Raw genomic sequence first — 16,229 nt, 5'->3', positions numbered from 1 at the left:
AGACAGCGTAGTTTTAAGGCGGCGCTATATCAACTTTGCCGGCCGCATGGTGTTCATAGTCAACAGGCTTCCGATCATGCTGGTAAATCTCGGTGGCGCACCCAGCTCGTCACCGTGGCAATTGTGGCCCGCTCGAGTTTGGCTTGTCCGTAAGCGGAGCCCTGACCCCACCTTGCGGTCGTAGGAAGCAGCGCCGAGTCTCCGCGCCCTGACGGACTGGGGTGCGCTGCTACTATGATGATCACGAGTGATGATCCTGTGAGCAAGGGCGCGCAGCGGTTTGAGGTATTCACGGGCGCGGGCAAGCGACGGGACTGGCCGCCTGAGGTAAAGGCCTCGATTGTCGCCGAGTGTTACGTAGGTGAAGGTGTCAGCGCCGTCGCGCGCCGTCACGGGTTGGATCCGTCGCAAGTCTATGCCTGGCGACGGGATTTGCGGAAGCAGTTCGAGGCTGACGGTCGTCTTCCGGCAACACCTCGTTCGGAAGCGCCGGTCTTCGTGCCCTGTAGCCGTTCCAGCGCGTCCGACAGGCGCGTATAGGAGCGGGCCGAGCCGTTGACGCCGGTGACGCGGAATAGGTCGTGAGCGGTAAAATAGAAGTCCTGGGAGACGTCCACGCCGGCCTCCAGCTTCGCCACCATGAGGCTCGCGATGTAAAGCAACACCTCTTTGTCGTAGATCGTCGCAACGCCCTTCGCGGTGGCGACGATCTCGATCGAAACCGCGTCGGTCTTGTAGGCGAGCGGCTTGGTCCACTTACCCTTGCTCAACGCAAAGAACGGGAACGCCATCAGCGACCGTTCGCCGCGAACCTCCTTCAACAGCGGGCTATCGAGCGAAAACAGGTCGCCCTGTTGGATAGGCAAGCTCATGTGGTCCGCAGCCCCATCGGGTTCCGGCCGGTTGTCGAAAGCACGAAGATTAGGGCTGCTGCCCGGTGGCGCTCCCCTGTGATGGCCGATTTTACGGTCAAAGTTCGTGCTTTCGATAACCGGACGACGGCGTTGGCATCGCCATTCGTGCTTTCGGAAACCGACGGACGGGACAGCCCCCGCGGCCTTCTCACAAACGATCGATTATGAAGCGGGACCATGTGAGAACGTGTAGCAGGCAGGCAGCGCGTATCAAAACACTTTCTCGATTGGGGTGCCTCGTGATAGGCGCGGAAGGTGAGTTTTGAGAACGGTTCATGCTGATCGGTTATGCGCGGGTGTCGACGCCCGAACAGGATTTGACGCCCCAGCTCGACGCGCTCCGCGAGGCGGGGTGCGAGCGGTCCTTCACCGATAAGGCGAGCGGCGCCAAGGCCAACCGCGCCGGCCTGGCTGAAGCTCTGTCGCATGCGCGCGCAGGCGACGTGCTGGTGATCTGGAAGCTGGATCGGCTCGGCCGAACCTCCAAGGGCTTGATCGATCTCGGGGCGGAGCTGGAAGCCCGCAATATCGGCCTCCGCTCGATAACCGATGGGATCGACACATCGGGGACCGCGGGCAAGTTCGTCTTCCGCATCCTCGCCGCGCTGGCGGAAATGGAACGCGATCTCATCCGCGAGCGCACGACCGCCGCCTTGATGGTGGCGAAGCGCGATGGCAGGGTAGGCGGCCGAAAGACGGTGATGACGCCCAAGCGGATCGAGGCGGCCCGCAAGCTGCTCGCGGGGGGAATGACGGTCCGCGAAGTGGCGCCAGCGATCGGCGTCTCGGTGCCCACGCTCTACCGACATTTTCCGGCGTCTGTGCAGGACGCAATGGGAGCAGAGAGGGAAGGCGACCAACCCTAGAAAATGAAATATTTGCCGAGGTTCCGGGTCTTTTCGATCTGGCGCCAGGTACACTCGGAATGATCAGGCCTCATGCGAACCCAGTGAAGGACTGACAGCGGCCAAGCCGCTGCCGAAGACGATTGCATCCTCGACAAAGCCAGTCGGAACCTGCCCATAGCGCCGCATCGACCACTTGCGCGCTGCAAGGCCGGCATGGGAGGAAGTCAGCGCTGCGCCAACTGCAATGACAGCACCCAACACGCGCTTGTCGCGCGGGGCCAGTGCGGCACCCGCGTAGGCTGCGTTAACACTGCGCACGGCCAGACCGATGGACACCGTGCGATCGGGCGCGGTCTTCATCTTGTCGCCCGCCATCTCGGCGTAAGCGGTAAAAATCCCCCACTGGCTGGCTGAGCGACTACGGCGAGGTCGGCGGAGTAATTTCGGCGATCAGGCGGCGCTGGCGAGATTGCTCATTTCGAACGCGGTTTGTCCGGCGTTTGTATCGACCCAGTTGTACGGCAGCAAATCGTCGATCGCATCGGTGTCGGAGCGCGTGATGATCCGGGCAAGCACATCGGAGAGGTAGGCGTAGGGCTCGATGTCCAGCATCTTGCAGGTTTCGACCAGCGAGGCGATCGCCGCCCAGTTTTCGGCGCCAAGTTGGTGGCCGGCGAAGAGCGCATTTTTTCTCTGGAGAGTCACCGGCCTGATGGCGCGTTCGGCGGTGTTGTTGTCGATCTCGATGCGGCCGTCGTCGAGGAAGCGGGTGAAGCCCGCCCAGCGCTTCAGCGCGTATTTCATCGCGTCGCTCGTCGCCGAGCCGGCCATGATGCGTGGGCTGGTGGCGGCGAACCACTCGTGGAGCTTATCGATCAGCGGACGGCTTCGCTTCTGCCGGATAGCGAGGCGCTCCTCGGCATGGCGACCGCGGATTTCCTTTTCGATGCGATAGATTTCGGCGATGCGCTGCAAGGCATCCTGCGCGACCGGAGCATCGCCGCCCGCGTCGATAAACTTGCGGCGCAGATGGGCCCAGCAGTAGGACTTCCGGACGCCGACGTTGGCGCCTTCTTCCTGCCCGAACTGGTCGTAGGCTTGCCAGGCATCGACCTGCAGGATGCCCTGGTAGGCCCCCAGCAACTGTTTCGCCCACATCTTTCCGCGGCCCGGCAGGTAGGTGTAGAGCGCCAGAGGCGGGTCGGCACCGCCATGGGCCCTCTCGTCACAGACGATGACCCACATGTAGCCAGTTTTGGTCTTACCGGTTCCCGGTGCCAGCACCTTGACCGTGGTTTCGTCTACGAACAGCCGTGATCGGGCAAGGGCATCCACGCGCATCCGGGTGACGATCGGCATCAGCGCCGCAATGCCCCGGCCGACCCAGTTGGCGAGCGTGGCGCGGCTGATCTCGATGCCCTGCCGCGCGAAGATCTTCGACTGGCGGTAAAGCGGAAGGTGGTCGCAGTATTTGTTGATGAGCACATCTGCGATCAGTGCCTCGGTCGGCAAGCCGCCGGGCACCACGTGCGCCGGTGCCGATGCCTGGTGCACGCCATCGGTGCAGCAGCGGCAGGCATAGCGCGGCCGGATCGTCACCATGACGCGGTGCTGCGCCGGGATGATGTCGAGCCGTTCCGAACGGTCCTCACCGATCTTGTGCAGCGCGCCGCCGCAGGCGCATTCCAGGCTGTCGGGCTCGATCACCACCTCGAAGCGCGGTAGATGCGCCGGCAGCGATGCGCGCTGTGCATCGGCAGGCCGGTGCTTGCGAGGCACGAGGCCATAACGCTCGGTTTCCTCGTCCGTCTTGTCCTGCAGGCCCTGGGCTTCGCCAAGGGCAACAGCCTGGTCTTCCAGCGCCAGTGCGAGCTGATCGGCGGGAAGCTTCTCCGAACGCTTGCCGAAGGTCGTGCGGTTGATCAGCTTGAGGATATGCTCGCGGGCGCGCTCGGCCAGCAGCATCGCCTTGAGCTGCTCGACGTCGTCGGGGAGCTCGTCGTATCCGGCCTCCGGGCCAGTCGCTGCGGGGAGTTCGGGATGCGCCGCCACGCCTGCATCCTAGCCGGATTTACCTCGATAGGAACGGCCTTGCGCCAGGCAGAATCAGGCATGCGACCTACTGCGCATGAAGCGGTTTGGGCACTCGCGGCACGTGCACGCGCGACCAGTCCAACCCCTCGATCAGGGCCGAAGCTTGCGCCGCCGACAGCTTCATCACGCCGTCTCCCGGACGCGGCCACCGGAACTTTCCATCGTGCAGACGCTTCGTCACAAGCACGAGCCCGGTGCCGTCCCAGACCAGGAGTTTTATCCGATCTGCCCGACGCGCCCGGAAGATGAACAGCACGCCAGAGAAGGGATTGAGCCGGAGTTCGCGCTCGACCAGAGAGGCGAGCCCTATCATTCCCTTCCTGAAGTCCACGGGCCGCGTCGCCACCAGCACCTTGAGCGGTCCAGGCGGGATGATCATGAGTTCACCTGCACCGCCAGCAGCACCCGCTCGATGTGATCCGCGCTCACGTCGGACGGGATACGGATCGACAACGCGCCGGTCTCGATGACGATCTGCCCGCCCACCGATTGCGACGGCACGCCGGGCAACAGGCCTGCATTCTCCCGGTCGACCATCGCCGGCACGAAGCTCATGGCCTCGGCCCGCTCCCGCAATCCACGCCGCCATGTGTACAGCTGCTGCGGATACATCCCATGTCGGCGCGCCACCTCCGACACATTCACTCCCGGCTCCAGGCTTTCAGCGATGATCCGCGTCCGGGCCTCGGGTGTCCACCGGCGCTTGCCACCGGGAGTTTCGATCACATCAAGCCGTTCCGCCCGGCCCGTCACGCTCGTTTCGAAACTTGTTTCGAAATCAGTTTCATCGCTCATCGGTCACCTCGCCATCCAACACGGCGAAACTACCAACTCCTGTCAGCTTGAAAATGTGGGGGATTTTTACCGCTTACATCTCGGCTGCCGCCATGACAGCATTACCGGCGGCGATGATCGGGTTCAGCATCAACTGCTGGAGCGGGAGTTGGGGCGCGATCTCCTGCCGGCGGGTGGCCGTGGCAATCACGGTCAGCGGGGTCATGCCGCGCTGGCCCGCCACCAGACCGATAAGGAAGGAGCGTAGCATATGAATTCTCCGATCAAGGAACGAGGGGTTTTTTTCAAGCGGTCTTTGACCCTCGGGAACGCGTGCTGTGCTGCGCCAGAATGGAAACCAGATCGCGCACGCTCTCGCGCAGCGCATCGACGCCTTCAGCATTGTAGCCGTTCGCCATAGTCTCAGGAACGTGCAAGGCCTGGTTCCGAAGCGTCTTGCCCCGTTTGGTCAGCGTGACCACAACGCGCCGCTCATCATTCTGGTCGCGGGCGCGGGAAAGCAAACCCGCACCCTCCATCCGCTTAAGCAGCGGCGTCAGCGTGCCGCTGTCGAGATAGAGTCGCGCACCCAGAGCCCCGATCGTCTGCGGCTGCTGTTCCCACAAAACCAGCATGACGAGATATTGTGGATAGGTGAGGTTCAACTTCCCCAACACCGGGCCATAGAGGCGGCCCAACAGATTGGTCGCTGCATAGAGCGGGAAGCAGATCTGGCGGTCGAGCAGGAGCGGGTCTTCCTCCAACCCCAAGGTCAGCCCCGCGTCGCTCACCGCGTGGTCACGTCGAGTTGAACGTCGACATTGCCTTTCACCGCGTTCGAATAGGGACAGACGGCATGAGCAGCCTGAACGATTTTCTCGGCTGCCGCCTGATCCACGCCCCTGATCGTAATGCCAAGCGTTACGGCGAGCCTGAAGCCACCCCGGTCGTCGGGGAGCAGCCCCACTTCGCCGGTCACCTCGACATCCTCGTCGCGAACCCTGTCGGCCTGCGCACGGGTCACATGAATGACCGCATTCTCGAAGCACGCGGCATAGCCGGCCGCGAAGAGCTGTTCGGGGTTGGTGGCACCGCCCTTGCCGCCAAGTTCCTTTGGCATCGCCAGTTGCAGATCGAGGATCCCGTCTTCGCTGCGAACGGTCCCGCTGCGACCTCCAATAGCCGTGACCTTGGTAGTATAGAGATGGCCCATAGGTTCTCCTGCCAGACTTGCGATTCCTATACGCAGTCCTATCGCTGGCAATTAGATTGCACGCAAGACATTATCGTTAGCAGCGACGCTAGTCGTCTCCTTCAGCAGACACTGACGGATGACATGGACTAGCGTTCTTTGGACCCCTCCCAGCCGAGCCCGAGCGCCTTGTGGAGGCCCACAAACGCACGAACGAACTGCCCCTGTGCTTCCACCGCGGAGATGTCCGCCGTCAGCGCCGCGCGTTCTGCGTCTATGGATGATGTCAGCGGTGCAGCTCCGCGCTCGAACCGCTGGGCTGCGAAGCGAGAAGACTGCCGGGCGCCCTCGGCGCTCCGGTAGCTCGACAGGAGGGTCGCGCGCAGATTGCCGAAGCGCGACAGGCTCGTCTCGGCATCGGACAGGGCGGCAAGGACGGACTTGCGATACTGCGCCTCCGCCTCGTCCCGTCCGGCGCGGGACTGCTCCACCCGGGCGCGATTGCGGCCGAAGTCGAGAAAGCTCCAGTTTATCCGCGGCAACAACAGGCTCGACACATTGTCGGTATCCACGACGTCGCCGATACTCGGGCCGCCAAGGCCGATGATTCCCATGATGCTGACCGAGGGAAATTGGCGCGCGACGTCGACGCCGATCTGCGCGGTGCCAGCGGCCAGTTGCCGTTCGGCGGCCCGGACGTCGGGCCGGCGCCGCAGCATCGTCTCAGGATCGCCGATCGCGACGCTCGCGGGGACGGAGGGGATGGCCCCGGGGGAGGAGAGGGTAGCATCATGCGCACCCGGCTCGTCGCCCGTGAGCAGCGCAAGCTGGTCGAGCGTCACCGCGATTTGGCCTTCGAGCGGTAACAGGCCGCCTTGCGTCCGGTTGAGTTCGGTGCGCAGGCGGACGACGTCGTCGCGCGACGACGCGCCGCGCCGCTCGCGCTGTTCGAGAAGCGCAAGCGACTGCGCCAGCAGCGCGGCGGATCGGCGCACCAGCACCAGGCGCTGCTGGAGTTCTCGCAACGTCACGTAATTATCGGCGATCTCGGCGGAGAGGCGGACCTGCGCGTCCGCCACGTTTGCACGCGCCGCGTCGGCCTGCGCGGAGGCGGCTTCCGCGGCGCGGCGGCGCCCGCCGAACAGGTCGATCTCCCAGGAGGCGTCGAGGCCCGCGTTGTAGAACTCGGCCTTGATCCGGTCGTCCTGCTCTCCCTGCGATGGGAGGGCGAGAGATCCGGCGGGGAGGTCCGCAATGATGGCGGTCCCAGTGGCTGATATCGAGGGCAAGCGGTTGGCCCGTTGCTCACGCGCGGCGGCGCGGGCCTTGCGCACTCTCGCCTCCGCGATCGCGACATCGGGACTGGCGGCGAGCCCACGCTCGACGAGCGCGTTGAGGCGCGGGTCGGCCATCGCCTCCCACCACCGCGCCAGCGGGGGATCGGCGACGGTTTGGGCAGGGTCGGCGCGGCGGAACGTCGCACCAGTTCTTTCGGCACTCGCGACGGGGCGTGGCCCCTCATAGTCGGGTCCGACCGTGCAGCCGGCAAGCAGAAGCGGTACAGGGATCAGGAAGCGGATCATCAATGCATGGCCATCTGGGTGCCGGAGGGGATGGGGCGAAGGAACAGCGCCAGCGGGGTCGTGACGGCGATCGCAATCGCGAGGACGACATAGAGGTCGTTATAGGCCATCACGGTCGCCTGCTGGAGCATCTGGCCCGCCAGTTGACGATACGCCCCGGCTTCGCCGGCCGCCCCCGCCATCGCGCGACCGAACCATTCCTGCGTCGCCGCCGCGTTCGCCGACGCTGATTCGGCGATCCGATTGAAATGCAGGAAGGTTTGACGATCCTGAAGGGTTGCCATCATCGCGAGACCGATGGACCCGCCCAGGTTGCGGCCAGCATTGAAGAGGGCGGACGCATCGCCCGCGTCCTCGGGCGCGACGGCGCTGATCGCCGCCTGGTTGAGGAACATCATCGCGAAGATCTGGCCGAAACCCCTTACCAGTTGCGATCCGACGAGGTCGCCGCCAGCGGTATCCGCCGTCATGCTCCAATCCATCGCGCAACTGATCCCGATGGCGACCATGCCGATGATGACGGCCACGCGGACATCGAGATATTTGAAGGCGAGCGGGAGGAACGGCATCAGCAGCAGCGCGGGGACGCCCGACACGAACACGACCTGCCCCGACTGCAGCGCGCTGTAGCCGGCCATTACCGCCAGAAACTGAGGAATCAGGAAGGTCACCCCGTAGAGAACGACGCCGATTACGAGGCTCAGCACGAACACGCTGCCGAAGGTGCGGCTGAAGATCAACGACAGTTTCAGGACCGGCTGCGGCGACCTCACCTGGCCGATGGCGATGAGTGTGAACCCAAAGACCGTGGCGATGGCGAGCTTGATAATCATCGCCGATTCAAACCACATCTCCCGCTGCCCCTCCTCCAGCATGACGGTAAGCGAGCCGAGCCCGATCGCCAGCCCAGCGATGCCCAGCCAATCGGCGTTCCGCAGTTGATTGAGGCGCAGGCGCTCGTGATCGAGGCCGACGAGCAGCAGCACAGCCAGGCCGGCGCACACGGGCACGTTCAGGAAGAACGCATAGTGCCAGCTGTAATTGTCGGTCAGCCATCCGCCGATGATCGGGCCGAGCACGGGTCCTAGGATGGCTGTCCCGCCGAAGGCCGCGGTCCCGATCGGCTGCTGTGAGGGTGGCAGCCGCGTGGCGATGATCGTCATGGCGGTCGGAATGAGCGCGCCGCCGGTGAATCCCTGACCGACGCGACCGGCGATCATCATGGGCAGCGTCGTCGAGAGGCCGCAGATCACCGAGAAGCCGGTGAACGAAACGGCGGCGGCGAGCAGGAAATTTCGGAGGCCCAGTAGCCGTACAAGGAAGGGGCTGAGCGGGATCATGACGATCTCGGCGACCAGGTATGACGTTGCCACCCAGGTCCCCTCGGTCCCGCTGGCGCCGATTTCCCCCTGAATTGTCGGCAGCGCCGCGTTGACGATCGAGATGTCGAGCAGCGCCATGAAGGACCCGATCGTGCCCGCGGCGACCGCAAGCCAGTCCCGCGCGCTTGCGCGTTCACGGGTCATCGTCGCTGGACCTGCGCCTCGTCGCGCCCAAGCCGCTCGCTCTCCTCCTCGATCCGCTTGCGGCTGCCCTTCGCACCGATGGTGTCGATCGTGACCTCCACCGATAGTCCGGGCCGCAGGACCTTGCGCGCTTCGGGTCCGGCCTCGATGCTGATCCTCACCGGCACACGCTGGACGATCTTGGTGAAGTTGCCGGTCGCGTTCTCGGGCGGCAGCACCGAGAATTGCGCACCGGTGCCGGGTGCGAAGCTGTCGATCCGGCCGCGCAGTTCGGCCCCGTCCAGCGCATCGACCTTGATGGTCGCCGGCTGGCCGACGCGCATGAGGGCGACCTGGGTCTCCTTGAAGTTCGCCTCGATATAGAGCTGGTTCGCCGGCACGATCGACATGAGCCGGGTCGCGGGCTGGACGAACTGCCCCACCCGCACCGCCTTGTCGGCAACCACGCCGTCAATGCTACTGCGAAGCTCGACAGCGCCAAGGTCGGTCGAGGCGCGGTCGAGTTGCGCTTGCGCGGTTTCCCGTTGAGCCAGAGCCTGGCCGATGCGGGCACTCTGCGTTTCCAGCCCGCGCCTTGCCGCAAGATATGCAGCCCGCTGGGCGCGCAGGTTGGCGACCGCGCGATCGCGCTCGAGCACCAAGGCCGCCAGCCGCTCGCGCGACTCCGCCCCGGACTGCGCGAGCGGCTCGTAGCGCCGGACCTCCGCGGCTGCGGCCTCGGCGGCGACTTCGGCTGCGGACACTTGCGCCGCCGACTGCGCGATGGCCGCGCGCTGCTCGTCGAGCGTGCTGCGTGCTGTCCGGATGCCGGCAACGGCCGAGGCGACCTGCGCCTGCGCCTGTGCGACGCTTGCACGATAGTCCCGCGGATCAAGCACTGCCAGAAGCTGCCCGCGTCTCACGGGCTGGTTGTCACGCACGAGAACCCGTTCGACATAACCGCCCAGTTTGGGAGAAACGGTCACGAAGTCGGCCCGCACATACGCATTGTTCGTCGATTGACGATACTGCCCGCGTTCCCGATAATTGACATACCACATGGCGGCCGCGACGATCCCGGCCACCAGCGCCGCGATCAGCGCGTAGCGGATAACGGGATATCGCGTCAGGAGACCCGGTTTATCTGGCGCATCCCCATCAGTGCCAGTCGGTCGGTCGCCGCGCTCTTCCCCTTCGTCGTCATGCCCGCTCGCATCTGTCTCGGGTTCGTTGCGATCTGCCACTCTTCAACCTTGTAATATGTAAACCGTATCGTATCATAGTAATTGATGCGGCTGTTTTCTACCTTCGATTTTGATCGGAAAAAAGCGATTGGCCGGCTGACGCACCCATCCAACATGACGCCTGCGGTCGCGGCTGCAAGCGTGTGGGCGTATTCCACCATAATCCCGGCTGGAAGCGCTTCAACTTGACAGCATTCGCTTTCCAGAACCTGAGCAGGGATCTCCGCCGTGGGTTCGGGATAGGGACTGGAGTGCCTACGGCCGAATGCTCGCAAGACATAAGCAGAGCCCCGCCGTCGTCGACGTTGGCGAAGCCGATCAGTTTTCGGTCGCCGCCGGGCTAACCTATACCCCCCGATATCGACGCGCGGCGAGACCAATCAGCGTCAGGCGAATTCACACAGAAATTCGCACTGTGCCGCACATACAATCGTGTCCGGGCTATCCTGCCATGCATCAACGTGGGCGACCGCGACGCGCCGCCCGATCCTGCGCAGATTTGGCCGCGCCGTGACCGGGGCGAGCCGCATCGGGGCAAGAAACTGCACATTGATGCTAATGAGTTGGGGCAGACAGTTTCGGTCGAGCCGGTGTGACAGGACAGCGCTGCATGCCAGTTCGAGAAACGCCGTGATGGCGCCGCCGTGAAGCGCCTGAGCCAACGGATTGCCGACGAGTTCCGCGGTCGGAGACAGCTTCCAGAGCGCGCCAGCCTCCTCGACCGAAATCATCTTGGCGAGCTTCGAGCTGAACCCCGACGAGGCAAGGATCGCTTGTATCTTCGCGTCGGCGCTCATGCCGCTGCCCGGTGTTTCACCGAAAAGACGGCTTGTGCCGTGGCGAATACATCTGAAGGGTCTTGGTCCCAGACCTCTACGCGCACGAAGGCGAATGCGTCGGTCATCCGGTAGCAATGTCCCCAGGCCGTCACATCGGACCCAGGCGTCGCCGGTCGAATATGGTCGATCTTCAGGTTCAGCGTCGAGATCGAGATCGGCATCTGCCGCGACATGATGGCGGCTCCGCACACATGGTCGATGAGGCTTGCCACCGCACCGGGCGCGATCCCGTCGGCATGGTCCGCCAAGGCGGCCCGACTGGGCAATCTCATCGAACACAACCCATCGTCCGCCGAGATCGTCACAAGATCCAGTTCGGCACTCCATGGAATGATTATGCCTGCGAAACCCGGAACGTCGGCCAAATCGCTCTCCTCACGGTGGCGCAATCTTTCCCAGCACCAATGAGGCGTCAACAGCAAATATGGAAATACACCGGACGGTTTACATCTGATGGCTGCTTGGCTAAGTTGCGTGGAGGTATGGAGACGCGCTCAAACCGCTTGTTGGTTTTCTTGGTCGTCGGCACGCTGCTTGCGACCCTCGCGGTTTTCGCCTTCTGGCTGATGACGGCCAAAAGTCCCGATGGCCAAGACTTCGTGATCCGGTTCAGCGACGACGTCCGGGGGCTGAAGGGCGGCGCTTCCGTGACATATGCCGGGGTTCGGGCGGGCGTTGTGACCGATGTCCGTCTCGACCTTCAAGATCCGTCAGTAGCCCTCGTCACGGTGCGGCTAGATCCAGACATCCCGATCTTGGATGGAGCTAAGGCCGAAATAGTGCGGTCGCTTCTCGGGGATGACGCCACGATCACGATCGACGGCAGTGTGAAGGGCGCCGCGGCGATCACGGCTTCCACCGATGGCGGCTTGCCCGTCATCCCCGCGAAGGAGGGAGGGCTCCTGGGTTCCGGCGGAGACCCGATGGCACTCATCGAAAAGATCAGCCGTTCCGTCGACAATGTTTCCAGCAATCTGGATGCCCGGGGACAGCAGCATACGCGCGAGCGACTGGCAGCGCTCAGCGCCGCCTCCTCGGCGTGGCCGGACAGGGCGACGCGGTTATCTGAAACGCTAACCGGGTCGCGCGGACGGATCCTCAGCACTGGCGCTTCAATCGCTCGCGCTGGCGAGCGAGCGGGCCGCATCCGTGCCAAGCTGGAAGCGCGTCGCGATGCCAGCCTTGGAATCGATGACAAGCTGAGCAGCGCTCAGCGCGCGGCGGAAGAGTTTCGTGGCGATGTGGAGGCGCTGCGCCCGGCCGTTCGCGCCCTCGAAGGCCGAAGCCGTGAGGTCACAGAGTCCGTTCGCTCGGCGCGATCCACGACACAGCGCCTCGGCGACCAGGTCGAGCGCGTTGATCGCGAAGGACTCCAGCTGTTCGGGGCGCCAAAGTTGCCCGATTACAATTCAGCAAAACAGTCGCCACCACCATCGCGCTAGCGCCAGCGTTTCGTGGTACGAGTGACGTTCATCCTCGGGACCGCCCCCGATTGTATTCAGGGACCTCCCCATATTGAACAAGGCGGTGGCCGTGAGCGCGTGAGCAGGACATGGTGGCGCATCTTGGCAACCGGTCGCCGATTTCAGCTTCAGCGACTATCAGGCATGGCGGAGGCGAGATTGAAATGAAGGTGCGATCGGGGAGCGGCAAGCGGGGCGGTCGGACTGGCAGGCCAACGGCAGAGGCAGCGATCCGCCTCACCTCCCATATTCTGCAAAGCGCTCGTGAAATGTTCTTCGAACATGGCTTTGACGGCGCGAGCGCTGATATGATCGCCGAGCGTGCAAAGATCTCGAAGCGGACCCTTTACGCCAGGTTCGGCAGCAAAGCGCGTGTGTTCGAAGCTGTGATCCTCGACGAGATTGACACGCAACTTCGGGCGCTGGAGCCGGCCGTCGATGCGGATCTTGCTGTCGTGGACAGGCTGCAGTCGATAGCCGATGTGCTTCTCGAGTGGCTGCTTACGCCACGTATCGCTTCAATGGAACGTGTCGTGATCGCGCAGGCCGTGCGCTTTCCTGCGCTTGCCGCCAACATTCACGAGTTCGGCTTTCAGCGCGCCGCTCAGTGGGTGGCGAGCATTCTCGGGGCTGCTGCCGCCAAGGGTGAACTCGATCTACCGGATCCCGTTTTCGCCGCTGAACAGTTCGTGACCCTCGTGGTCGTAGCACCGATGCGCCGCGCGGCACTCGGCCTCGCCCCCCCGGCCTATGATGAAAACGCCCGCGCCCGAGTCAGACGGGGCATCGAGCTTTTTATTATTGGCTGTCTACCTCCCGCACTCGGAACCGAGAATATGCAATGACCGAGGTCGCAGATGATATTCCGTTGAGTGAGCGGGAAAGATTTGGAGAGCTCGCGCGAATCTTCGCACGTCACGGACTCGGCGGCCTCGCCTCACGCGTTGGGTTGGCGAGCGGTCCGCTGACATGGTCCGTCGAGCCGGACGCATCAACTCGGGTAGTCGCGCTTCTTCGCGACCTAGGCCCGGTCGCAATAAAGCTGGGCCAGCTTCTCGCCACACGTGGCGATCTTCTGGGGCCGGAGTGGGTGAATGCGCTATCGACATTACAGGATCAAGTTCCTGCGGTACCATTCCACGAGATCGAACCCGAACTCGTCTCGTCTCTCGGTGCGCCCGTTGCTGATGTTTTCGCGCGCTTCGATCGGATACCAATCGCCGCGGCGTCGATTGCCCAGGTGCACGGTGCAGCCCTTTCCGATGGAACCGAAGTTGTCGTCAAGGTGCGCCGCCCGGGAATAGCGACCCGCGTCGACGCCGACCTGAGATTGCTACGACGACTTGCGCGTCTGGCCGAACGGCGCTCGCCGGAACTGCGGCGGCTCAAGATTGACGAACTGCTTCGCTTCTTCGCCGAGAGCCTGTCTCAAGAAATGGATCTGAGCGCCGAAGCGGCAGCATGTGAGGGGATTGGGTCATTTCTCGACACGCTAGGCGTGAGGACACCGAAATTCTTTTGGGACTATGTCGGCCGCCGCGTCAACGTCCAGGAGCGGCTTGAAGGAGTCTCGGTGCGCGGCGTCCTTATAGCAGCAGACGAGGTAACAGACGCGGCCGCAATTGCAGGCGCCTACGCGGACGCCATATTGCGCATGATCATCTTTTACGGCCGGTTTCACGCAGATCCCCATCCGGGGAACGTATTCGTGCTTCCAAGCCGAAAGATCGCTTTCATCGACTTCGGTGCCACCGGAACGCTGACTCCAAACCGTCGCTCGGAGCTGGTTACCTTGGTCCTAGCTATCGCGGGAGAAAATCCGCGCGCGGTCGCGGATGTGCTGATAAACTGGTCAGGCGACCGGACCGTTGAGGTGGATGGGTTGCAAAGGGATCTTGAGTCTTTGATCGGTCAATTTCGTGGCGCTGTCTTGAAACAGGTTGATCTGTCCGAGATATTCTCGCGCGTGTTCACGTTACTGCGCCAATACCGTCTGGCATTGCCGCCCGACCTTGCTTTGCTCCTGCGCACATTACTGACCGCCGAGGGATTGGTACGGACTCTAGACCCAGAGTTCGATATCGCGGCTAGGGCGATGCCGATCGCCCGCGAGCTTGCGCGCGAGCGAATTAGTCCTGCCGAACTGAGAAAAGGTGGGCGCCGCCTGGCAACAGGGATCGGCCGCTTGGCCGCAGCCTCTCCCGACCTGATTGGACTGGTGGAGAAAGTAGCAAAGTCAGGTACAATCCCGGTTCACGTGTCATTACCATCACCGAACAAGGAGAGGCCGTCGCCCCAAAGAGATATACTCGCTGCCGGTCTGATCGTAGGCGGAGCGGTTCTCTTTAGTCAACAAATATACATATCGCTAGCTTCATGGGGAATTGCTGTGGTCATATTGGCACTTACTAGAAATCGATAGATTTTACTGGTTGTATCCTCATCGACTTATGCCATCATAAAAAGGTGTTCAAAACGCTGGGCCAGGCCGCCGGGAGCTATGCGGCCCGGCCCAGCTAGGTTCACCTTCCCGCAAGCCCGGAGGGTGTGAGTGACTTGCCGGTGGTGAGTTCGTTTTCCAGCACGGGAACAGCCGTGCCGGCGATCTGCTGCAGCGCTGGGTCGGTGCCGTCTTGGGCGTATCCCTTGTGGATTGCCCACGCCGCTTGTTGCACCTTCGCCGACTGGGTGAGATAAAGGTTATCGAAAGCGCTCTTCGGTGCCTTTTTGCAGCAACTTGACAAGAGCAGCGCGGTCGGCCGACAACGCTGACGATGGTGCCTTGATCGTGCGCTGATCGTTTTTGAGCGCTGCCATCAGTGCTTTCTGGCTGCTTTGTGCCTCGGCTAGGACGCGCTTGGCGTAGGATTTGACGTCGTCCCGCTGCGCGCGCGTTGCGGCAAGCTGGGCAGCCTTTATCTGATAGACGTTCGCGTCCGACGCGGCGAGAACGTAGTTTGGGCCGCTTTGGCTGGCAATCGGCTCTACCCCGACATCCGCGCTGGTCATCGTTCCTGACGTGGATGGGGCAACTGCTTGGGCGAAAGCCGGCACCGACACCAAAGAAAGCAGCGCGGCGGAGATCACGATCTTCATCATTTTCCTTTCTGGTGGCTTATCTTGATAATTTGAATTCAAGTCCGCAAACGAAAAGGAAACCGGTTGGTTCCTTTTGTGGATCGGCTTAGAGTCTGTTTGGAAAATCAGGGGTGAGCGTTTCGGCGTAGGAGATTGCCGCCCATGGCGACGAGGATCATGGCCTGCGAGACGTCAATGCGCTTCTCGTAATCGCGGACCAATCGGCGCCATCGGATCATCCAGCCAAAGGTCCGCTCAACGACCCAACGCCGGGGCAGAACCTTGAAGCCCTGCTGCTGATCGCTGCGTCGAATGACCTCGACGACGAAATCCAGATAGCTTGCTTTGTCCATGAGTTTGAGGCGGTCATAGGCGCCATCGGCGAAGAGATGTTTGATCCAGGGCCAGCGTTTGCGGATGCCATCGAGGATGGTCTGGGCGCCCGCGCTGTCCGAAATGTCCGCAGTGGTCAGGTTGACCATCAGCAGCCGTCCATCGGTATCGACGGCGATATGCCGCTTGCGCCCGACAACCCTCTTGCCTGCGTCGAACCCACGCTTTTCTGCCGATGGCGCCTTAATCGACTGGCTGTCGATCACTGCTGCGCTCGGACTGGCCTCCCGCCCTTGGCGCTCGCGATCTAGCATCAGTTCGATGTCGTGGATTGTGGATCGGCGTGCAAAAAGGACCCCGTT

20 protein-coding genes and 1 pseudogene are annotated in these 16,229 nt (G+C 63.0%); 5 read left to right on the top strand and 16 right to left on the bottom strand.

Annotated elements, in window-relative coordinates:
• Positions 1-234: 234 nt before the first annotated feature.
• Positions 235-540: a transposase gene (locus EWH10_RS17300; RefSeq protein WP_306303105.1), complete on the top strand. Its 306-nt coding sequence runs from the start codon at positions 235-237 to the stop codon at positions 538-540.
• Here the strand turns inward: EWH10_RS17300 and EWH10_RS17295 are convergent.
• Positions 495-872: pseudogene (locus tag EWH10_RS17295) on the bottom strand (replication initiator protein A); the annotation flags it as partial. The gene EWH10_RS17300 and the pseudogene EWH10_RS17295 overlap by 46 nt on opposite strands.
• 317 nt (positions 873-1,189) lie before the next feature.
• Between EWH10_RS17295 and EWH10_RS17290 the strand changes: the two are divergent.
• On the top strand, positions 1,190-1,780 hold the full coding sequence (locus EWH10_RS17290; RefSeq protein WP_025550819.1) for a recombinase family protein: 591 nt from the start codon (positions 1,190-1,192) through the stop codon (positions 1,778-1,780).
• 63 nt (positions 1,781-1,843) lie between these two features.
• Here EWH10_RS17290 and EWH10_RS17285 read toward each other — a convergent pair whose 3' ends face one another.
• The 12 genes from EWH10_RS17285 to EWH10_RS17235 all read right to left on the bottom strand — a co-directional run bounded on the left by EWH10_RS17285 (position 1,844) and on the right by EWH10_RS17235 (position 11,358).
• Complete coding sequence (locus tag EWH10_RS17285) at positions 1,844-2,122, bottom strand: hypothetical protein (RefSeq protein WP_128830838.1); 279 nt, start codon at positions 2,120-2,122, stop codon at positions 1,844-1,846.
• A gap of 90 nt (positions 2,123-2,212) precedes the next feature.
• A complete protein-coding gene (gene tnpC / locus EWH10_RS17280; RefSeq protein ID WP_130030155.1) occupies positions 2,213-3,727 on the bottom strand; it encodes an IS66 family transposase in 1,515 nt (504 codons plus the stop codon).
• Positions 3,728-3,881: 154 nt separating this feature from the next.
• Complete coding sequence (gene tnpB, locus EWH10_RS17275) at positions 3,882-4,235, bottom strand: IS66 family insertion sequence element accessory protein TnpB (RefSeq protein ID WP_130030094.1); 354 nt, start codon at positions 4,233-4,235, stop codon at positions 3,882-3,884.
• On the bottom strand, positions 4,232-4,651 hold the full coding sequence (gene tnpA / locus EWH10_RS17270; protein WP_025550813.1) for an IS66-like element accessory protein TnpA: 420 nt from the start codon (positions 4,649-4,651) through the stop codon (positions 4,232-4,234). Before tnpA ends, tnpB begins: the two co-directional genes overlap by 4 nt.
• Before the next feature lie 73 nt (positions 4,652-4,724).
• Complete coding sequence (locus EWH10_RS21810; RefSeq protein WP_037483596.1) at positions 4,725-4,901, bottom strand: hypothetical protein; 177 nt, start codon at positions 4,899-4,901, stop codon at positions 4,725-4,727.
• 34 nt (positions 4,902-4,935) lie between these two features.
• Positions 4,936-5,421, bottom strand: a complete 486-nt coding sequence (locus EWH10_RS17265; protein ID WP_037483575.1) for a MarR family winged helix-turn-helix transcriptional regulator — start codon at positions 5,419-5,421, stop codon at positions 4,936-4,938.
• On the bottom strand, positions 5,418-5,843 hold the full coding sequence (locus EWH10_RS17260) for an organic hydroperoxide resistance protein (protein ID WP_025550809.1): 426 nt from the start codon (positions 5,841-5,843) through the stop codon (positions 5,418-5,420). Before EWH10_RS17260 ends, EWH10_RS17265 begins: the two co-directional genes overlap by 4 nt.
• Positions 5,844-5,971: 128 nt before the next feature.
• Complete coding sequence (locus tag EWH10_RS17255) at positions 5,972-7,405, bottom strand: efflux transporter outer membrane subunit (RefSeq protein WP_025550808.1); 1,434 nt, start codon at positions 7,403-7,405, stop codon at positions 5,972-5,974.
• Positions 7,405-8,931, bottom strand: a complete 1,527-nt coding sequence (locus tag EWH10_RS17250; protein ID WP_025550807.1) for an MDR family MFS transporter — start codon at positions 8,929-8,931, stop codon at positions 7,405-7,407. Before EWH10_RS17250 ends, EWH10_RS17255 begins: the two co-directional genes overlap by 1 nt.
• A complete protein-coding gene (locus EWH10_RS17245; RefSeq protein WP_130030093.1) occupies positions 8,928-10,154 on the bottom strand; it encodes an HlyD family secretion protein in 1,227 nt (408 codons plus the stop codon). Before EWH10_RS17245 ends, EWH10_RS17250 begins: the two co-directional genes overlap by 4 nt.
• A gap of 386 nt (positions 10,155-10,540) precedes the next feature.
• Entirely contained in the window at positions 10,541-10,951 is a 411-nt protein-coding gene (locus EWH10_RS17240; protein WP_025550803.1) for a PaaI family thioesterase, read from the bottom strand.
• Positions 10,948-11,358 carry a PaaI family thioesterase gene (locus EWH10_RS17235; RefSeq protein WP_025550801.1) on the bottom strand — a complete coding sequence of 137 codons (411 nt, stop codon included), beginning with the start codon at positions 11,356-11,358 and terminating at the stop codon, positions 10,948-10,950. The genes EWH10_RS17240 and EWH10_RS17235 overlap by 4 nt, the downstream gene beginning before the upstream one ends.
• A gap of 117 nt (positions 11,359-11,475) precedes the next feature.
• On the opposite strand from EWH10_RS17235, the gene EWH10_RS17230 reads away from it, so the two are divergent.
• From EWH10_RS17230 to EWH10_RS17220, 3 genes are all read left to right on the top strand, one after another.
• Entirely contained in the window at positions 11,476-12,435 is a 960-nt protein-coding gene (locus EWH10_RS17230) for an MlaD family protein (protein WP_025550799.1), read from the top strand.
• Positions 12,436-12,545: 110 nt separating this feature from the next.
• Complete coding sequence (locus tag EWH10_RS17225; RefSeq protein WP_229742716.1) at positions 12,546-13,301, top strand: TetR/AcrR family transcriptional regulator; 756 nt, start codon at positions 12,546-12,548, stop codon at positions 13,299-13,301.
• Positions 13,298-14,878: an ABC1 kinase family protein gene (locus EWH10_RS17220; RefSeq protein ID WP_025550796.1), complete on the top strand. Its 1,581-nt coding sequence runs from the start codon at positions 13,298-13,300 to the stop codon at positions 14,876-14,878. Before EWH10_RS17225 ends, EWH10_RS17220 begins: the two co-directional genes overlap by 4 nt.
• A gap of 100 nt (positions 14,879-14,978) precedes the next feature.
• Here EWH10_RS17220 and EWH10_RS22155 read toward each other — a convergent pair whose 3' ends face one another.
• From EWH10_RS22155 to EWH10_RS17210, 3 genes are all read right to left on the bottom strand, one after another.
• The gene (locus EWH10_RS22155; RefSeq protein WP_229742718.1) at positions 14,979-15,131 is read right to left on the bottom strand and encodes a DUF305 domain-containing protein; all 153 of its coding nucleotides are present in this window, start codon (positions 15,129-15,131) and stop codon (positions 14,979-14,981) included.
• Positions 15,132-15,156: 25 nt separating this feature from the next.
• Complete coding sequence (locus EWH10_RS22150; RefSeq protein WP_254657271.1) at positions 15,157-15,552, bottom strand: DUF4142 domain-containing protein; 396 nt, start codon at positions 15,550-15,552, stop codon at positions 15,157-15,159.
• Positions 15,553-15,659: 107 nt separating this feature from the next.
• Positions 15,660-16,229, bottom strand: a 570-nt coding sequence (locus EWH10_RS17210; RefSeq protein WP_130030092.1) for an IS5 family transposase, incomplete at its 5' end; no start/stop codon positions are given.

Origin of the sequence: Sphingobium fuliginis (assembly GCF_004152845.1) — a bacterium.
Lineage (GTDB): Bacteria > Pseudomonadota > Alphaproteobacteria > Sphingomonadales > Sphingomonadaceae > Sphingobium > Sphingobium fuliginis.
The sequence above is the reverse complement of the archived record's forward strand: the minus strand, read 5'-3'. Positions and strand labels throughout refer to the sequence as shown.